Below are 16,323 nucleotides of genomic sequence, written 5' to 3'. Positions count from 1 at the left end.
ACTTACGAAGTTTAACTTTAGCTATTTGTTGTTTTAAAAGGTAAAGTTGAGGGCTTTGCCGTTTTAAAACTTCGTAAGTCTCTAAAATGATATTGAAGCTCAACCTAAGCGTTGGGCTTTTCTTTTTCCTGTCTTTCTCTAACGTGATCAGCTAGTTGATAGCTCTTTTTCTCTTCTTTGGCCTGTTTAGGTTTTTTGTTATCAATGACTAATAGAACCACCAGCGAGATAATAGGAATGAGAAAAGAAATGAAGAACCAAAACCAGAAACTTTTGCCAATACTGTGCGCATACACGCCAGCCACTATTTGTGGAATCATCATGAAACATAGCAGTAGTATCTCTGGCATGGCAATGGATTGATCATAGCAAAGATAATTACATTATTGGTAAGGGTTGCTAGGGATTTTGATGATTCGGTAACCCGTACGTTGTAGGTGCTTAAGGGTACTTTCATTAGGCTCTGTTTTAAAAATAATAGCGCATAATACTTGAGCAGGAATAATGCCCGTTTTAGACAGGAAATCTCTTATTCGTTTTTTGAAATAGATGGACAAAAACTTGAAGCTTCTTTTATTGAACAAAGTTTCATTTGCCCCTTCAAAATAAAAATTAGGGTTCAGTTTTTTAAACGCAACCATAGGCAAGTTAAGGCCTGCGGCGAATTTCTCAAGCTCTCTCTCTGCTATTTTGTAAATAAAATTGCCCACAGGTTCATAGGAAAAACGGTTTTTCCATAGCTTTTGACTTAATTGATCGCTGAAAGCACTGATGACATTCATCAAGCCTAATAAAAACGGCATTTTGAGTACAGGGTCTTGCGGCTCCATTAAAATGAAACCTTTTTTGGCCACACGGGCCATTTCATATAAAGCGGCGTAGGGTCGGGGAAAATGGTGATAAGATTCCTTGCACAAAATGTAATCGAAGGCATGATTAGGATAGCTCATTGCTTCGGCATTTTGTAGGGAAAAATCTGTAATCACTTGTTGGTTTTTTGCGATGGTCAAAAAATCGGTGTTCAGATCACTTGCAATAGCCTTGTTGCCTGATTGGAGAATGTACTGTGCATCAAATCCATAGGCATCGCCAAGCGTAAGCCATGTTCCGTTTTTATCGGCAAGTAACGGATTTAGGCTTTTGAAGAAAATTTCTTGTAACCATTTGCCAATAGTAAGTTGCTTGGTATTCAAATGGTTTTTAAGGTAAGTTGATTTCGACTCCTCGGTAGGGAATTTTTGGTTGTACCATTGGCTGTGCTTCTCGTAACTATCTAAATTAAACATGGGCTTTTTGAATATCTACGGGCTAAAAGCCAAAGATGTTGGGCAGAAAAAAATAAAAAAAATCTTCCCAACGTTTAGTTGATACGATACGTAATAGCTAATAGGGATTGATGTATAAACACGGATTTACATATTTGAATGAGCGATTTGGATAAGGAGATAGCAGCATTAGTTAAAGCTTGTGCTGAAGGGCATCGCCTATCACAGGAACGCTTGTACAAGCTATTTTATGCAGATATGTTGAGGACCTGTATCCGATACGTGAAAACAGACGATTTGGCTAGGGAGGCCTTGAATACTGCTTTTTTGAAAGTGTTTCAACACCTTCATACTTATGAAGCATTTAAAGGGACACTAGAAGCTTGGATGCGCACCATTATGATTAGAACATGCATTGACCTGAATAGAAAAGAATGCAAGTTTGAAGCCGCTACTTTAGCGGATGATTTTAGCCACGAACAAGCTTTTGTAGCTCCCGAAATTTTAGATAAACTTTACGCCCAAGATCTTATTGGTTTAATTAGGCATCTACCTTATGCTACTCAATTGGTTTTTAATCTTTCCGTGATTGATGGTTATTCGCATAAGGAAATTGCCGACAGGCTAGAAATAGGCGAAGCTACCTCTAGGTGGCATCTCTCAGAAGGGAAAAAGCAGCTTCGGAAATTACTGCTTTCCAATACAGAAAGCGACATTCATTATCATACTGAAAACAAAGGAGAGAAAAAATGAAAAAGTCGGTATGGTCTCATCAACTTTGGCAAAAGAAAATGGCCGAGCTCCCAGTCAATGATGACTTGGATGCGGCATGGCGGCAAATGAATCATTTGTTGGATCAGCAATTTGTGCCCACCAGTGCCCAAGAGGTCTCTCTTCCTGAAAATGGCTTATTCGCTCAGCTTGCTCAAATCATTAAACTGATTCTTCCTGTAGTGCTGGTAGCAGGTGGGGTTTATTTTGCTTTTTATCAAAAGCCAAAAGCTACAGTGCAGAAAAAAAGTACAAAGCAAGAGCTGGTTGAAGTACCGAGGAAAAAACAGGTGTTAGAAAACTTGGTGGTTGTTGATACCGCAACATTGATGCCTTCTGAGAAGAAAGTTAAGGAGATGTTTGTTAAAAAAGGAAAATCATCCTCAAAAAATAGTTTGCTGAAAACTCCTTCGACCTCTCCAAATCATCCTCAAGAAATAGACAATTTAAAGAGAGGAGTTGACGCAGCTATCCTTTTAAACAAAGCCGAAATGCAAACCGAAATTGACAGGCCTGCAACCGCTAGGGCGAGCCTACTTCCTTATTTGGATAACAGCGTTGGCCTAGGAGCGTATCAGGTGACGGCAGATTCATTGAAGTGGGTGCCTAATGAGCTAATGCAAAGAGGTCAAAAAGACCTGAAGTCACCAGTAGTTTTATCTAAACGTGAACAACGTCGTTTGAGAAGGACTTTGGCCAGAGATTCGGTAAGGAAAGTAAAGGAGGCGAACCAATTGCAGATGGCCAACTTAAAGCCCATTAAGGAAAAGCCGAAAAATAGAAAGCCAAAGGAAATGGTTACACCCAAATTTAGTTTCGAACTACAGGGTGGGCTAATGTTTGCCAACCAAAATACTACTCCCTATTTAGGTGTCCAAACTCAATGGACCTTAACCAATAAGTGGTTGCTTGGCACAGGAGTTCGGTTTACACAGGCTAAGATGAATGGCGCATACGAGCACCCAGGTTATAACACGGTGACCACAGGTAGTCCTTTCCAAGTGCTTGATTCAAGGAAACATACCAATTTGGTACTTCCGTTAAATGTCAGTTATAGGCTTCATCAACTGGTTAGTTTAAAAGCTGAAGCCAACTTGGCATTTGCCCTGGCGAAAAGTGGCGGCAGTAATGTAGGGTATGTTGCCAGCTATTTAGATACTGTTTTCCATAGCAAGCAAATTCAACAAGCTTTGTCTGAAACGAGTGTCAACAAACTGCATTTTAATATTGGGGGCGGAGTCAATATTCAGTTCAAGCGATTTAATATCGAAGCCATGTATTTCTACCAGCCAAGGCCTTATCGGATCAGTAGCGGTTTGGGCAGTTACCAGCAAGGCTATCGAGCTTTTAGTATTGGTTTGGGCTATCGCTTCTAGTCAATTATTTCTCCTTTACAGCAGCAACCATTTTTTCGGTTACCAACTGGGTGTTCTTATTGCCAAAGGCGTTTCTGATGTAGTTCATCACATCTGCAATTTCATCATCCGCAAAACCCGAAGGTGGCATGGCATTGTTATACGCTACCCCGTTTACCACTACTTTACCATTCATGCCGAATTTAATGGAGTGAATAGATTTTTCGGGATATTTTAGCAAGAAATCGGATTTGGCCAGCGGCGGGAAAGTACCTTTTAACCCTTGTCCATTAGCTAGGTGACAAGTTACACAGCTTTCCATATAAAGTTCTTTGCCTCGTTCAATGCTCTGGTTTAAATCGTCTTGAGCATTTAATGAGAAAATCGCGGCATAGGCCAGTCCACAGCCAATAAAGGTCAATAACTTCATGCTTATGCTTTAGGACTTATTTTAACAATTGAACCTGTATTTTCTAACACAACGTAGATATTGCCGTCAGGACCTTGTTTCACATCTCTCACCCTGCCTATCTTGTCAAAAATGATTTCTTTCTTCACCACTTTGTTGCCTTTAACGGTTAAATGTTCCAAGTTCATAAACTTTAAAGAACCTACTAGCAAATCGCCATTCCATTCTTTAAATTTCGGACTGTTCACAAACGTCATCCCGCAAGGAGCGATAGAAGGTTTCCAGTAAATGACTGGTTGTTCCAAACCAGGAGCTTCGGTTTTATCAGAGATAATGGAGTTGTCGTAATCAATCCCGTAAGTGATTAATGGCCAGCCATAGTTTTTACCTTTCTCCACAATGTTCAGCTCGTCGCCACCTTGAGGACCATGCTCATGTGCCCAAATGGTGCCCGTAGTAGGGTGCATTACTAAACCCTGTGGATTTCTGTGTCCGTAGCTCCATATTTCTGGTAAAGCATCTTTTGTTTTTACAAAGGGATTATCGCTAGGAATTTTTCCATCTTCATGTAGGCGGACCATTTTTCCCTGTGCTTTGCTCAAGTTTTGGGAGTTTTCTTTTTGTCCACGTTCCCCTAATGAAAGGAAAACATAACCTTTATTGTCGAATAAAATTTTACCTCCAAAGTGTACGCCCCCTCTTACATTTGGACTTGCTTTGTACAAATGTTCGATATTGGTGAGTTGGTGTCCGTCTAGTTTTGCACGCATTAGTGCGGTATTTGCCCCGTTATCATCGCCAGCTTCGCCTTCTTTTTTAGGAGAAGAATAGCTGATGTAAATCCAGCCGTTTTCTTTATAGTTGGGGTGAAGTACCACGTCGAGCAAACCACCTTGTCCACGGTAATACACTTTAGGGATACCCGTAATCTCCTGTGGGTCTAGTGTGCCCCCTTTTACTATTCTCAATTTTCCGCCTCTTTCGGTAACCAGCACTCGGCCATCAGGTAAAAAGGCCATTGCCCAAGGCATGGTCAAACCAGTCACAATGGTTTCCGATTTAAGGTTTTTTTCGTCAAGGCTGGCTTCACTTGGCTTGATGTTACAATGGCTCATTAATAAGCCAGCGACCAATAAAGCTACAGGTAAAATAAAAAATTTAAAAGACTGTTTAATCATCGAAAAAGGAGACTTCATAAAGGACATTTTTTCCTAAAGATATTAAAATAACGTAAGTTGGGGATAAAGAAAAAAGGAATTTTAGCATACAGCTTTTTCTTCAGCATGAAAAAGTGCGGATTTTTTACGTGCTGGACTTTCGCAAAGCGGAATTGCTGAGCGATAAACTATTTTAGGATTTGGAGTTTGTTAGGCAACCCTCTCTGCCCTTTGGGCATCTCCCCCAGAGGGAGAGAAAAGCAAGGTGTTAACATCGGACGAGAAATGGACGCACACCGTTTATAGAGCTCCCTCTTTGGGCATCTCTTCCAGAGGGGAGGGGAGAAAAGAGCATGGTTTTTTGGCTGATTAGTGATAAAAAAAACGGTCGCAATTACTAAGTATTGCGACCGTTTAAAGGTGTAAAATGCTATTTATTTATCCTGATGCGTTTTAAGCAGGCTTTGAAAATAGTCAGTTAAAAATTTTAACTGCGCTTTTTCCATTGGCTGCTCGTTGTTAAAGACAGGAGCTGTTGCAAAATCGCAACGCAGGTTGCCCAATGGCTGTAGTTCAGTAAAGGCTTCCTGATAGGGTTTAATTCCCCAAAGGCTTTCCAATTGTTGCCAGTTGCCAGTAGCAAAGTTACAGGCAGGAACGCTTTTGCGCGTTAAGCCACTCGTTTCAAATAGCGAGAGGCTTTCGGTTTTCAAGCCTGTTAAGAATGTTGTTTCTCCAGTTGCAAAACTACAGCCTATTGATGGTTGCGGCCGTAAAGCTGCATCCGTGCCATAGCTTACCTGGGCGTGGCTTAACAACCCTGCAAGCAGCAGGTTTGTTAACGCGAGACCAAATTTTAATCCTTTCATTGCTTAATATTCATTAAATACTTTTTTGAAAATCGCCTCATGCTCCAATGTACCGGCATATTCCATCAATACCGCATCAAATTTATCAGCGGCACTTTTCATGCCCAGAGCCACCATCTCTTGGTCTTTGCTATTAAGCATTAACAAAATAGTAGCAATACTACCAGGTTCTTTTTTCTCAATATTAGCCACCATATCGCCTACAAAAGCAGCTACTTTCTCTTTCTTTATATCACTATTTGCATAATGGTTATAAACTTTTTCAAACGAAGAGTTTAATGATACAATAGCGTTGATGTCTCTTTTTGCAATAGCATTATTGATCACTTCGCTATTGTTTTGAGTTGAATGCAACATAATGCCACAAGATGAAATGGTAAACATCATAATTCCAAAGCCTAAGCCTAATAAGATTGATTTTTTCATGGTTTTGATTTAAATATAAATTGTTAATAAAAGTTAGGCCGCTAGCGTGTTTATGTTATTTGTAAGCACCAGCGGCCGACTGTTGTTTCTTTATTTAGCCGTTAACATGCGATTAATTTGTTTTAATGCAGATTTAAGATGTGCGTTGGTTAGTGCATCAGTAAATTTGCCGCTCTTAATGGCTGCTTCAACTTGCGTTTTTAATTGTTCTGCGTTAACGGTAGCTAGAGCCTTAACAACTCCATTGTCGTTATTTGGAATTAACTCTGATACTACGCTTCCAATCATAGGCAAACCTTTTAAAATCTCTAGCGGACTTGCTGTAGCAGGCATAATTAACTTAGCCATTTTTTCCAAATAGCTATTTTGAACGCTCTGCCTATAATTATCTATCTTTCCACCGTTAATCAATTCTGCCCATATTTTATTTTGAACGTCTTTAAGGTAATCTACCAATTGGTAGCTTTTATCGCCAAAACGCGTATTCATTAAACTCATTTTAGCGAGGGTTTGCTCTCCGATCAATGCATCTATCTGGGGAAGTATATATTTTTTCTGAAGATCAACTGCTTGTGGATTACCTGGGTTATAAAACTTCCCTAAAATGGCCTCATTATTAAATAACCAGCCCTGGCTATGCAAAGCCCAACGATCCAAAAAGCTTATAGCCTCCTTTTGTAGTGCTATTGGGGCAGGGCTATAATTATTTGGCGCACCATCACTAGCTTGATAACTATCGCCATAAACCCCGCCGATATAAGTAGCGGCATGACCAAGATATCGCATAAATTGCGTTAATAATCCATACTGGAATGATTCGGCTAATTTTTGATAATCTTCTCCTGGTTTAATTTTCCATTCAGGTAAATGAGCAGCTATGTACTGCAGGTTTTTTATGCCATAGGTATTGGCCTTCATTTGATTGTCACCCAAATCTTCGTATTGAGCTCTTGGATCGGGAACTCCTGGATATTCTACTGTAGCTCCCCAGCGCAAGCGCGGGTTTTTAATGGCAGCGGATGTTGTGGCATCTAATTTTAGTTTTTCTTGACTTTCACTCAAATTACCATACCAACGATAGCCCCAAGCAATGGCCCATTCATCATAATCATTCACACGTGGGAACAAACCTGCGGTATCAATATTATCTTCAGGTTGTGCTACATAGTTAAAACGAGCATAATCCATGATGGATGGTGTATGACCATTTTTTTCGACCCAAGCTTTGTTACGCAACATCTCTACTGGTACCGAATTAGAGGCAATAAAGTTATGACGCAGGCCAAGGGTGTGCCCGACCTCGTGAGCCGATACAAATCGGATCATTCGTCCCATTAACTCATCATCCATTTCATATTTACGAACTCTTGGATATACTGCACCTAGTTGTGCCAGCGGCCAGTTTTCTAAAATTACCATTACATTGTGGTACCAATTGATGTGCGCTTCCATGATTTCTCCGGTGCGTGGATCGTTTACATTTGGTCCAGAAGCATTAATGACTGGTGAAGGCTTATACACGATGGCAGAATAGCGGGCATCGTCCAGCGACCAGGTAGAATCCTGTTCTTTGGTAGGGGCGCGTTTGGCCATAATAGCGTTTTTAAAACCAGCTTTTTCAAAAGCCTTTTGCCAGTCGTTTACGCCTTGTATTAAGTAGGGGATCCATTTTTCAGGTGTAGTAGGGTCAATGTAATATATAATGGGTTTTTGTGGCTCCACTAATTCGCCTGCCAAGTAACGTTGCACGTCTTCTGGTTTCGGTTCTAGCCGCCAACGATTAGTCATTGCACGCGTTTTAACTCCATGTGGATTGTAGGAATAATCAATAAAAACATTATAAAAGTAACCTACACGATTATCGTACTCACGCATTCGCATTGGCTTTTCTGGCAATAAAACCCAACTGCTATTTAAAACCATGGAGTAACTATTGTCCGAAGCTTGTTGTCCAGGTACTGATACTCCAGCAGGCAGCATCCCAGCAGCACCTCCGCCTCCGCCTCCACCGTAGGTCCTTGCCAAACGAAACGAGAGATTGTTTGGGAAGGCGTTCAACGCATCTACGAAAAATGCCTCTGCTTTAGACGATCCTATTTTAGCCTGCTGCTTAACTTTTGAATCAAAGCCAAAAAGATCTTCATTATTTTCTAACATTTGAGTGATGTCTATTAATTTAGCGCTGTCAGGTGAAGTAGTTTTAACGGGCAGCACATAATTAATGGATTGTTTATTTGAACGTTCCACATTTTTGTACATGTCATCTCCAGGCTTCACGCCCAAAATCGTATAATCTCGTTTTGAGATATTAATTTTCTGTCTTTTACTGTCTAAACTAAGCGTAATAATGACCTCGTTAATTTGATCACCAGCATAAAAATTCTTTAATCCAGCGGCTCCCTCAGCTATTCTGTTAACGATTAAAATTTCTTTGTTCATTATATTTTGAGGAATTTCCAAGTAGTATTTCTTATCTACTTCAATCAAATTCATCAAACCTTTTTTTACGACAGCTTTATCGGTAACGATCTTATTATAAGCCATTGGCTTCTTCAGGGAATCCAGATTTGGCATTTTAAAGGCCGGTGCTTCTGTTTTACCCGTTTCTTTTTTCTTTGTCTGCTGCGCATAGCTGCCCGTCAGGGCAAACATCGACAGCAAAGCAATCAGTGTTGTTTTTTTCATTTTAGGGTTAGAAATTAATGGTTTAAGAATTGTAAATTGTTGTGTTTGGTGCAAAGCAACCCATTTGTACCTCACCGTTAAAAATTACCAAAGGCTTAGTCCTCTAAAAGTTTTTGACCAGAAAAATCCTTGGTTGGTTGGGGAATGCGCCCCCTATTTGGCCACATAGCACCAAAGTGTTTGCCTTAAATCTAACGGCCTCCAAATCGGCGCTGAAGAAAGTATAGGTGCTTAACAGATTCCCATTTTGATCTCTCAACTGGAACCTATAGCCAAGCCTTGCATCTGCTGCTTTGAGCGGATATTTCTTAAAGTTAGCCTGTTGTTTGTAGGTAAGCCCTTCAAATTCATTAACGGTTACACTGCGCGACAGGTTTAATTTTAGTGGGCCGCTGTTGCTAATTAAATTGATCACCCTTACGGCAAAGGCACTATCGGCTACATTATACAAAGGGTAGGTTTCTTCTTTTGTAAGGATGGTTTCGAGATTTGGCGACTGCCCCGTAAGGTACAAACTGTACATGCCCCCACCTACAAAGTTTTGGCTTAGGCTTAGCAATGGCGCTGCCGATTTATGGCTGCCTACTTGGATGCTCGTTGTGGAAAGCAGCACCCCTCTTTTCACGTCAGTAGCATAGTCTAACGAATCAGGGTAGGTGATAAAGTTAGCGGCATTGCCTGTGGCATTTACCTTTAGCGGCGCAAATCCAATGGCTGCATTTACAATTTGCAGCCCCGCTATTTCTTTTGTTTTTTCCTTCTTGCAACTATAGAAAAGCCCGCCTAACATAGCCATTAATATTACAATCTTTGTCTTCATCTTTATGTCTTTATTTATCATCGTTATTACAAATTATTTTTGCTGTAAATTAATAACCAGGGGTTTGCGCTAAACCGGCCCTGTTGTCGTTAACGGTTAGTGGCAGGTATTGCTTATAGCTCTCCCATTTCGCTCCTGTGCCCAGTCTGCTGGTTTGCATTTCTTGCTGCATTACAGCGTCCAATTTGCCTGTACGCCTCAAATCAAACAGGCGATGTCCGTCTTCGAAAAATAATTCTGTGCGTCTTTCTTTTAAAATGGCATCCAGTAGGGCATCGGGCGTAGCGGCGGTGGTAACTCCCAATCCAGCACGTGAACGAATGGCGTTTAAATCGGTAATGGCGCTTGCCAGTTTGCCAGCATCGCCCAACTTGGCCAATTGTGCCGCCGCCTCTGCGCGGATCAGGTATTGCTCGGCCAGCCTCAGCAAAGGCAGGCGGTCCAGTTTGGGTTGCCCGATAATGGTGCTTTTGTATTTACTGGGCAGGTTTATCATCATGCCTGTCAAAAAGTTTAAATCCATTCTAACCCAGTTTTTAAGGCGCAGGTCGTTAGGCTCAAAACTGCTCATCAAGGAACTACTCAATGAATTACTAGGCGGGGGGAACCCACCGGCTTCAAATAAACGAGCATCCTCGTCGCAATCGCCCTCTAAAATAAACTCGCGGCTGGTGGCTAAAAAGGTATTGCCTATGCTGGCACGTGGTTGCAGGGCGTAGCGCGTATCTTTAATTACCTGATCGGCATTGTCCCAGGCCTGTTGCCATTGGCCGGTAAATAAACTTACCCTGGCCAGCAGGGCTTTGGCCGCCAGCTGGTTTGGCCGGGTGCGGGCATTGGTAGCCGTGGTTGTTTTTCCAGACACGTCTTTATAATCGGGGCTGAGCAAACTGATGGCCTGCTTTAAATCGGCCTGCATTAAGCTATAGGCCTGTGCCGGGGCTACACGCGGCACGATTATGTTTTCTTTATAATTGGTACTGGTGATGATGGCCACATTGCCGTACATATTTACCAGGTAATAATACGCCAATGCACGCATAAAATAGGCTTCGCCCAGCCATTGGTTTTTATAAAGCAGTTTGCTTTGGTTGGGTACATTTTCGAGTACGCCGTTGCAGATGTAAATGATATTGTATAGCCTTGGCCAAAAATACTTGCCAGCAGTATTGACGGGGGTAATTTTCCAACTATAAACGGCAACTGAAGAGGGTTCCCCATCTAAAGCTGCAAAAGGATCTTCAACCGCCACCATTTCATCTGCATACAATGCCAGTAAAAGGTTGCTTCCTTTTGTTCCTGTCTGGCTCTGTTTTAGTGCGCCATAGGCCCCGGTCAGCAGCGGACCTATGGCATCATCGTTCGCGTAAGCACCTTCTGCTTCGACGGAATTGGCGGGTTTGGGCAGGGTTAAATAATCCTTCTTGCACGATGCCAAAAGCCCCAGGCCCAGCAGTAGCCAAAAACCTGGTTTTAAGGAGGTGAATATTTTTTTCATTTTTTAAATTATAAATGGTTCTATGTTTAATTGATTTACTTGTGGAGGCCTGTTGCCCACCATTAAAAGCTTACTTTTAAAGCGCCCTGGAAAGTTCTGGTCAGTACGTATCCAGGGCGGGTAACATCGGGGTCTGTACCCGAAAATGGGGTCCAGATGACAAACAGGTTACTGCCCGTAAGCTGCAGGCTCACATTTTTTAAACCCAGTTTTTCAACGGTTTTCTGTGGCAGGTTCCAGGATATGTCCGCATTTTGCAAACGCACCACGCTGCCATCTTCAATACCAAAAGAGGTTTCGTCTATAGCCCGATTTGCTGGGGCGAAAGTAAGCTTTCCTATGTCCGATACCTGGCCCGGACGCTGCCAACGGTCTAAAGCTAAAGTCGACATATTACGGAATTGGCTCATACTCATCAAATTCGCCTTTATATCGTTTTGCATCATTCGCTTGGTATAGCCAATGGTAAAGCCCAGCGAAAAAGCTTTGTAATTGAAGCGGTTGTTTAGCGCACCAAAAAATTTGGGCGAGAAATCTACCCATTCGCTATGCCTGTTTCTATCAATTTGACCAGTAAGGAGATTGCTAAGGTCTGTATATGCATTGGGTCTCAGATCATTACTGATAATGCCGTTAGCTTCGCGGTACATCAAATCGCCATTTTGCGGGTTTACACCTACAAAATTGATGACCCTTTTGCCATTAACGGATTTGCCCTCCTCATAATTGAAGAAAATATTGGTCATTGCCTGATCCAGTTTGGTTACTTTGTTGCGCTGTATGGATGCGTTGAAGTTGGCCCGCCAGCTAAAATCTTTTGAAGTGGCCACCAATAGCCCCAGCACGGCTTCGAAACCGGTATTTTGGATGGTTGCCGGGGTGTTGGTAATTACCGAAGCAAAACCGGTGCTGGTTGGTAATGGCATAGCCTGCAACTGATCACTGCTGATGTTGCGGTAATAGCTAAAAGAGGTGGTTAAGTTTCCTTTTAAAAAGTTGAGTTCCATACCAAGCTCTGATTTGGTGTTCTTTTCCCAATGAAGATCGGGGTTGGCCAAATTTACTGGAAACAGACTAGTCTGGTTAAGATACTGACCCACCGGATCATCATTTTTTGCTAGCATGGCCACGTATTGATAATTGGCAATCCCATCTCCACCCTGTGTACCCCAACTGGCCCTAAGCTTGCCAAAAGCAACAAAAGGCAGGGCTTTGGCAAACCAGGGTTCGGCACTCATGATCCAAGCCCCAGAAACTGAACCAAATAGTCCATATCTGTTGCCAGAACCAAACTTGGTAGAACCATCATAGCGGGCATTTAAATCGAGGATGTATTTGTTATTCCAGTTGTAATTCAGCTGTGCAAAATAACCCAAATAGCGGCCAGGCTCGTAGTTGTAGCTAGCTGTAATATCTGAAGGATTTTTGGTAAAAGTGGGGTTATCAATTACCACATCGGTAAGCAGATTTCTCCCTTTAATCTGAGTACTGTAAGTATATTCATCCCGCAGGGTAAAGCCTGCCCTAGCCGAGAGGCTGCCCAGGCTGCCCAGTTTACTCACATAAGCAATGTTAGGATCTAATGTGATGGTACGCATACCGCTGGATAGTACACCACTTCTTGTAGTAGCCTGGATTAGGGAACCACGATTAGGATCCAAGGCCGTGCTGGGCGTGGCCGCAAACTGACGCGAATTGGTCATGTTGTAACCCATCCTTGTTTCGATGGTTAAGCCTTTTATCGGGCGGTAGTTGAGCGTTAGGCCAGTATTAAATAAGTTGGTATTGGATTGGAACAGCTTGGAAAGGTCAGCCATCACATTGGAAGGATAGTCGACAAAGTTGTAGGAGCCATCGGCAAGTAAAAGTGGTGGCGCATTGGGTACCAGGGTAACATCCCCAATAACATTAATGGCATTATCTGCATTGCTGCTGTACAATGCCGAAATTGCCGCATCGAACTTGCCCCCCTGGTTAAAAGCGAGGTTGATATTGGCCCCGCCCCTTTTTGATCCGCCAGGGCCTATGTTTACACTCCTGTCGTTTTGGAAATTACCCCCCAAATAATAGGTGAAATTATTGAAACCACCAGAATAGGAGCCGTTTACATTATAGTTAAGCGGTTGCTGCGGAGCGAAATACTCATTCCAATTGGTGTAGCGCGTTGCTGGCCAAGTGCCATTAAAAGGGAAACCAGATCGATCGTTGGCAATGGCTTGTCCACTATTCCGATAGGACTCCAGTTGCAGGTTAATAAAATCGGTGGTTTTCAGCAATTCGGGTGTGTAGCCCCGTACATCAAGCCTGGTATTTACGTTAATGCTCAACCTGGGCTCGCCCTGCTTGCCCTTTTTAGTGGTAATGATAATTACCCCGTAGGCACCCCTTGAACCGTAAATAGAGGTGGCGGCCGCATCTTTAAGGATGTCGATACTTTCAATCATCGAGGGATCTAAAAAATCCAGACCATTTCCATAACCACGTGGTAGATTACCTAAAGTAACCGGTGTAGAGGTTAATGGATTGTTATTTTTGTTGTTGTCCCCGTACAAATCTAAAGGCATTTTGCCCAAAGGAAATTGGGCACCATCTACAATGAGCAAAGGCTCCGAGTAGCCAAAAACCTGCGCCCCCCTAATGGTTGCATTAATGCGATTGCCCGCTCCGCCGCCATTATCTTGTTGGATAAAAAGGCCTGGCACCTGATTTTTAATGATTTCGAGTACGTTCCTGGAAGGGTTTTTTTCGATCTCTTCTTTAGAAATAGTCGTAATATTGCCCGTACTTGTCCTTTTTGGACCACTTCCATAGGCTTGTACCTGTACTTCATCGAGTTTGCCGACATCGGGCTTCATGGCCACAATGGTAAGATTCGTTGGGTTGTCTTTAAATGCTGAGGCCTTTAACTCGCGGGTTTCATAACCTACATAGGTAAAAACCAGCATGCTTTCCCTGCTTTTTACGGGGATATAAAATTTGCCTTGCTGTCCTGTGATAAAAGGATTGTTGGCAACACCCTTTTCACGTACTGTTACGCCTGGCAGGGGTTGGCCAAATTCATCGGTTACCAGCCCGTATATACTCTGTTGCACGGAAGAACTGGTGTTGCTATTTGGCTTGGCCTTTAGCACAATTGTTTTATCGGTAACGCTGTACGTGATCGGCTGGTTTGCGAATACTTTATCCAAAGCCTCAGTAAGTGGCATATTGTTGAGCTGCACACTAACGGGTTTGCTGCCTTTTAATACGTTATCATCGTACCAAAAGCTAAAGCCGCTCTGCTTTTTAATTTCTACCATCACCTGATCGAGCCTGGCATTGCTTACTTTAAGACTAATGACCTGGGCATATAAACTAGCAGATACTTTCAGGGAAAGTATCATGAATAATACTATTAATTTCATCGTTAACAGTGTTTGGAATATTGGTTTTTTCTTTTTATGCCCAAGGCATAAGAAATGTTCATAAAAATTCATATTTTAGTTAGTTGGTTAGCTTAAAAAATCTTTAACAGGCTTTGTGTTCGCCCTGCGAACAATGCTTCCCAATAGCGCCGGTGGTCTTGAACAATTGCCGGCGCTTCTTTTTGAGGGAATTCATGAGTAGTGTAGAGTTTTTTTAGTTCATAAGCATTAATTTTTGGTCAAATACTATTCATCTTTTTATTAAGGTTTTACCGTAATTACACGGCCATTTACTTCAAAGTGGATATCGTTTAAAGCCAGTACTTTCAACAAGGCAGATAGGTCGGCATTTCGAGGCATGCCACCAGTGAAAGTTCTTTTTGGCAGTACCCCTTCATATTTAACGGTTACATTGTACCACCGGCTTACTTGTCGCATGATGGTTTGGATATCTGCATTGTTAAAAAGCAGTTCGCCGTTTTTCCATGCCAGCGCCGTTTCAAGATTGGCCTTGTCTACTAACAGTTCTTCATGGGTAGCAATTGCCTGCTCTCCTGGTGTAATGATTTTTGTTTTATTCCCATAACTTACCTGAATTTTGCCCTGTTCAAGTGTTGTTGTGGTCTTATGCTCATCGGCATAACTGTTTACATTAAAGTGTGTTCCCAGTACTTTAATGGTTTGATCAGTTGTTTTTACTATGAAAGGATGGGTTTTATCGTGAGCGACTTCAAAATAAGCTTCACCACTGAGTTCAACTGGACGATCTTCCAATCCGCTAAAAGAAGCTGGGTATTTTAATGAACTGGCTGCGTTTAGCCATACTTTGGTTCCGTCGGGTAATTGAAGTTGAAACTGCCCGCCCATAGGGGTTGAAATCGTATTATAGATGGAGTTGGCTTTTGCTGAAGAAGGAGCTTGATCCGCATTGCTATACAGTAATCGACCATCAGCTGTTTTTTGGATCAGCACATTAGACTGTTGCGCCAACTTACCGTTAGCGGCACTGGCCAAATCAATTTTTTCTCCTCCGGCTAAAGTAAGGGTTGCATTGTCTGATCCAGGTCTGATCTCCTGAACTATTTTTTGTTGTACGGGATGCTTATCTACCTGCACCTGATAATAAGTAATGCCGAGTAGAAAAGCTACGGTTGCGGCAGCGGCATAAGGCCACCATATTTTCCGTTTTTCGGGTAAGCGTAATTTAAGGCTGCGTAAAGATTCTTCTGTTTCTTCAGGCATCCATTTCTTCAGTATTTCTGAGCGATAGTCGGCATTTGTAAGTTCTTCAAAAAGTAAGGTATTGGCAGCACTTTGGTTTGTCCAATTTTTCAGTTCCATGCTTTCATCATCAGAGAGCGATCCACTGATGTATCCAGAAATCAGGTGGATGATTCTTTGGCTTGGTTCTAGTTTTTTTAGGTTCATTGTCGTTGCCTTTTTTAAGCATTACGAAGCGAATGGGAAAAAGTACCTATTGGAATTAAAAAATATTTTATTTCGTATGCAATTCATTTTGCCAAATGAAATATCAAAAGTTTCCATTTTTGATGTGATTGCTTGCTGTGTTTTGTTTTTGAAACGAAAATGTTGCAATTTTGTAAACTGTTATTTACTTTAGATAAATAGTTACTGTAACTTCTAACCTATAGAATATCGCTCGC

At 42.0% G+C, this 16,323-nt stretch carries 13 protein-coding genes; 2 read left to right on the top strand and 11 right to left on the bottom strand.

Annotated features, from left to right (window positions below; all coding sequences use genetic code 11):
- Positions 1–104: 104 nt before the first annotated feature.
- Complete coding sequence (locus DUT70_RS10915; protein ID WP_113647370.1) at positions 105–350, bottom strand: hypothetical protein; 246 nt, start codon at positions 348–350, stop codon at positions 105–107.
- Between the two features lie 33 nt (positions 351–383).
- A complete protein-coding gene (locus DUT70_RS10910) occupies positions 384–1,286 on the bottom strand; it encodes a class I SAM-dependent methyltransferase (protein WP_113647369.1) in 903 nt (300 codons plus the stop codon).
- A gap of 138 nt (positions 1,287–1,424) precedes the next feature.
- Between DUT70_RS10910 and DUT70_RS10905 the strand changes: the two genes are divergently transcribed.
- Together DUT70_RS10905 and DUT70_RS10900 are read left to right on the top strand one after the other, a co-directional pair.
- Positions 1,425–2,018 (top strand): RNA polymerase sigma factor, encoded by a 594-nt coding sequence (locus tag DUT70_RS10905; protein ID WP_113647368.1) that lies wholly within the window; start codon positions 1,425–1,427, stop codon positions 2,016–2,018.
- Entirely contained in the window at positions 2,015–3,412 is a 1,398-nt protein-coding gene (locus tag DUT70_RS10900) for a TonB-dependent receptor (protein ID WP_113647367.1), read from the top strand. Before DUT70_RS10905 ends, DUT70_RS10900 begins: the two co-directional genes overlap by 4 nt.
- 4 nt (positions 3,413–3,416) lie before the next feature.
- Here DUT70_RS10900 and DUT70_RS10895 read toward each other — a convergent pair whose 3' ends face one another.
- The 9 genes from DUT70_RS10895 to DUT70_RS10855 all read right to left on the bottom strand — a co-directional run bounded on the left by DUT70_RS10895 (position 3,417) and on the right by DUT70_RS10855 (position 16,087).
- Entirely contained in the window at positions 3,417–3,821 is a 405-nt protein-coding gene (locus tag DUT70_RS10895; protein ID WP_113647366.1) for a c-type cytochrome, read from the bottom strand.
- Between the two features lie 2 nt (positions 3,822–3,823).
- Complete coding sequence (locus DUT70_RS10890; RefSeq protein WP_205529787.1) at positions 3,824–4,996, bottom strand: PQQ-dependent sugar dehydrogenase; 1,173 nt, start codon at positions 4,994–4,996, stop codon at positions 3,824–3,826.
- 395 nt (positions 4,997–5,391) lie between these two features.
- The gene (locus tag DUT70_RS10885) at positions 5,392–5,826 is read right to left on the bottom strand and encodes a hypothetical protein (RefSeq protein ID WP_113647364.1); all 435 of its coding nucleotides are present in this window, start codon (positions 5,824–5,826) and stop codon (positions 5,392–5,394) included.
- A 3-nt stretch (positions 5,827–5,829) separates the two neighbouring features.
- Positions 5,830–6,252, bottom strand: coding sequence for a hypothetical protein (locus DUT70_RS10880; RefSeq protein WP_113647363.1), 423 nt, complete (start codon positions 6,250–6,252; stop codon positions 5,830–5,832).
- Between the two features lie 90 nt (positions 6,253–6,342).
- Positions 6,343–8,937 (bottom strand): zinc-dependent metalloprotease, encoded by a 2,595-nt coding sequence (locus DUT70_RS10875; protein WP_113647362.1) that lies wholly within the window; start codon positions 8,935–8,937, stop codon positions 6,343–6,345.
- Between the two features lie 103 nt (positions 8,938–9,040).
- Positions 9,041–9,757: a hypothetical protein gene (locus DUT70_RS10870; RefSeq protein WP_113647361.1), complete on the bottom strand. Its 717-nt coding sequence runs from the start codon at positions 9,755–9,757 to the stop codon at positions 9,041–9,043.
- A gap of 49 nt (positions 9,758–9,806) precedes the next feature.
- Positions 9,807–11,195 carry a RagB/SusD family nutrient uptake outer membrane protein gene (locus tag DUT70_RS10865; protein ID WP_162926609.1) on the bottom strand — a complete coding sequence of 463 codons (1,389 nt, stop codon included), beginning with the start codon at positions 11,193–11,195 and terminating at the stop codon, positions 9,807–9,809.
- Positions 11,196–11,317: 122 nt separating this feature from the next.
- A complete protein-coding gene (locus DUT70_RS10860; RefSeq protein ID WP_162926608.1) occupies positions 11,318–14,659 on the bottom strand; it encodes a SusC/RagA family TonB-linked outer membrane protein in 3,342 nt (1,113 codons plus the stop codon).
- Between the two features lie 261 nt (positions 14,660–14,920).
- Positions 14,921–16,087, bottom strand: a complete 1,167-nt coding sequence (locus tag DUT70_RS10855) for a FecR family protein (RefSeq protein WP_113647358.1) — start codon at positions 16,085–16,087, stop codon at positions 14,921–14,923.
- Positions 16,088–16,323 lie beyond the last annotated feature (236 nt).

The organism is Pedobacter chitinilyticus, from assembly GCF_003313385.1.
GTDB lineage: Bacteria > Bacteroidota > Bacteroidia > Sphingobacteriales > Sphingobacteriaceae > Pedobacter > Pedobacter chitinilyticus.
Note: the sequence above shows the minus strand (reverse complement) of the source record. Positions and strands in the feature narration are given on the sequence as shown.

Coding starts and splice junctions, on each gene's coding strand:
- DUT70_RS10915 (WP_113647370.1), bottom strand. CDS start 350: ATGCCAGAGATACTACTGCTATGTTTCATGATGATTCCACAAATAGTG.
- DUT70_RS10910 (WP_113647369.1), bottom strand. CDS start 1,286: ATGTTTAATTTAGATAGTTACGAGAAGCACAGCCAATGGTACAACCAA.
- DUT70_RS10905 (WP_113647368.1), top strand. CDS start 1,425: ATGAGCGATTTGGATAAGGAGATAGCAGCATTAGTTAAAGCTTGTGCT.
- DUT70_RS10900 (WP_113647367.1), top strand. CDS start 2,015: ATGAAAAAGTCGGTATGGTCTCATCAACTTTGGCAAAAGAAAATGGCC.
- DUT70_RS10895 (WP_113647366.1), bottom strand. CDS start 3,821: ATGAAGTTATTGACCTTTATTGGCTGTGGACTGGCCTATGCCGCGATT.
- DUT70_RS10890 (WP_205529787.1), bottom strand. CDS start 4,996: ATGAAGTCTCCTTTTTCGATGATTAAACAGTCTTTTAAATTTTTTATT.
- DUT70_RS10885 (WP_113647364.1), bottom strand. CDS start 5,826: ATGAAAGGATTAAAATTTGGTCTCGCGTTAACAAACCTGCTGCTTGCA.
- DUT70_RS10880 (WP_113647363.1), bottom strand. CDS start 6,252: ATGAAAAAATCAATCTTATTAGGCTTAGGCTTTGGAATTATGATGTTT.
- DUT70_RS10875 (WP_113647362.1), bottom strand. CDS start 8,937: ATGAAAAAAACAACACTGATTGCTTTGCTGTCGATGTTTGCCCTGACG.
- DUT70_RS10870 (WP_113647361.1), bottom strand. CDS start 9,757: ATGAAGACAAAGATTGTAATATTAATGGCTATGTTAGGCGGGCTTTTC.
- DUT70_RS10860 (WP_162926608.1), bottom strand. CDS start 14,659: ATGAAATTAATAGTATTATTCATGATACTTTCCCTGAAAGTATCTGCT.
- DUT70_RS10855 (WP_113647358.1), bottom strand. CDS start 16,087: ATGAACCTAAAAAAACTAGAACCAAGCCAAAGAATCATCCACCTGATT.